This window comes from Streptomyces macrosporus (assembly GCF_039533145.1).
In the GTDB taxonomy this organism is placed as follows: domain Bacteria; phylum Actinomycetota; class Actinomycetes; order Streptomycetales; family Streptomycetaceae; genus Streptomyces; species Streptomyces macrosporus.
Genome location: NZ_BAAASZ010000055.1, coordinates 1 through 1,256, shown reverse-complemented (window position 1 = coordinate 1,256; position 1,256 = coordinate 1). Strand labels below are relative to the sequence as shown.

The 1,256-nt window shown below is 72.0% G+C and carries 1 pseudogene; it reads left to right on the top strand.

The features are described from left to right. Positions 1 to 84 precede the first annotated feature (84 nt). A pseudogene (locus ABD335_RS30645) lies at positions 85 to 1,256 on the top strand (MFS transporter); the annotation flags it as partial.

Sequence of the window (1,256 nt, the reverse complement as noted above, 5' to 3'; positions counted from 1 at the left end):
ACGGAGCACTCGGTGTTTTCAGGCATTCTCTCTTCGCGCCGGAACGGGTCGTCCCCGGTGCGTGCGTGGCTGGTGCTGTGCTGCATGGCCATGCTGCAGTTCCTCATCGCGGTGGACGTGACCGTGGTCAACGTCGCCCTGCCCTCGATCGGCGCCGACTTCGGCGTCGACGGTCACGCCCTGACCTGGGTCGTGGTCGGGTACACGGTCACCGGCGGCGGGCTGCTGATGCTCGGCGGCCGGCTGGGCGACGTGCTCGGCAGGCGCCGCGTCCTCCTGCTCGGCACAACGCTCTTCGGCGCCGCGTCCTTGCTGGCCGGGCTCGCGCCCTCCTTCGCCGTGCTGGTGACGGCCCGGCTGCTGCAGGGCGCCGGAGAAGCGATCGCGCTTCCGGCGGCGATGGCGGTGATCGTGCTCATGTTCCCCGAGGGGCCGCGCAGGTCGCGGGCGCTGAGCGTGTGGGCGGCCGTCGCGAGCTGTGGCCTCGTCCTCGGGTTCGCGGTCTCCGGGATCGTCACCGAGCTGCTCGGCTGGCGGTGGATCTTCCTGGTGTCCGTGCCGTTCATCCTGGTCGTGCTCGCCGCGGCGGCCCTTCTCGTGCCGAGCGAACGGCCCGCCGGGCGCGCACCGCTGGACCTTCCCGGTTCGCTCCTGCTGGTCGCGGCTCCGCTGCTGTTCACCCTCGGCGTCATCGAGGCAGGAGAGGCGGACGGCACGCTGCCCTGGCTGCCGCCGGCGGCGCTGGCCGGGCGGTGGCAGCCGGGGCCCTGTTCGTCGGGGTCGAGCGCCGTTCACGGAACCCGCTCGTGCCGCTGCGGTTCTTCCGCAACCGGCCGCGCGTCCTGGCCAACCTCGCCACCGCTCTGCTGAGCGCGGCACTGTCCACCTCGTTCCTGCTGTTCACCTACTACCTGCAGGACCGGTCGGGCGCCAGACCGCTCCAGGCCGGTGTGACGATGCTGCCTTTGGCGGTGTCCCTGATCGTGGCCTCGGTGCTGGTGCCTCGGCTGCTCGGACGGTGGGGCGCCCGGGTTTGTGTTCTGGCCGGGATCGGCTTCACCGTGTCGGCGATGGCGGCCATCGCTCTGGTCTCCTCCCTCGGGGCCACCGGTTGGGCGATGATTCCGGCCATGGTGCTCATCGCGGCCGGGATGGGGTTCGGGATCGTCGGGCTGCAGTACGTCGCGGTGACCGGCGTGACCGAGGACGACGCCGGCATCGCCTCCGGCGTCCAGCGAGCCGCCGACCAACTGGGC